The organism is Streptomyces sp. AC627_RSS907 (genome assembly GCF_019049165.1).
Genome location: NZ_JAGMUE010000618.1, coordinates 1 through 623, shown reverse-complemented (window position 1 = coordinate 623; position 623 = coordinate 1). Strand labels below are relative to the sequence as shown.

2 protein-coding genes are annotated in these 623 nt (G+C 66.9%); both read right to left on the bottom strand.

What is annotated here, in order from left to right; all coding sequences use genetic code 11:
* The coding region (locus KUM32_RS37435; RefSeq protein ID WP_217146305.1) for a hypothetical protein at positions 1–125 on the bottom strand (125 nt) is incomplete at its 3' end.
* Positions 126–299: 174 nt separating this feature from the next.
* Positions 300–554: a 50S ribosomal protein L27 gene (gene rpmA / locus KUM32_RS37430; RefSeq protein ID WP_176161586.1), complete on the bottom strand. Its 255-nt coding sequence runs from the start codon at positions 552–554 to the stop codon at positions 300–302.
* Between the last annotated feature and the right edge of the window lie 69 nt (positions 555–623).

The window sequence follows — 623 nt, the reverse complement described above, 5'->3', positions numbered from 1 at the left end:
CGTCCGCCGTTGCCGCCGTCGGGCCCGCCGAGCGGCTTGAACTTCTCGCGATGCACGGAGGCGCAGCCGTGGCCTCCGTTACCCGCGGCGACATGGAGTTCGACGCGGTCCACGAAGGTGGTCATGGGATGTGCCTCCAGTTACCTGCATACAAAGATGTCTACTGCGTGCTGCCTGGTGGGACAACACGCGAAAGGCGGACCCTCTTCCCGCATCGGGACTCCGTCGGAGTCCGTACGAGAAGGGAGGTCCGCCTCCGCGAAAGAACCGTTACGCGCGGTCCGCCGTGATCAGGGTGATCAGGCGACCGGAACGATGTTCACGACCTTGCGGCCGCGGAAGGTGCCGAACTCCACCGCGCCGGCGTTCAGCGCGAACAGGGTGTCGTCACCGCCGCGCCCGACGCCGGAGCCCGGGTGGAAGTGGGTGCCACGCTGGCGGACCAGGATCTCACCGGCGTTCACGACCTGACCGCCGAAGCGCTTCACGCCGAGCCGCTGAGCGTTGGAGTCGCGACCGTTCCGAGTGGACGATGCGCCCTTCTTGTGTGCCATCTCTCCTCAGTCCCTTACTTCGCGGCCGTCGGGATGCCGGTGACCTTGATCGCCGTGTACTGCTGGCGG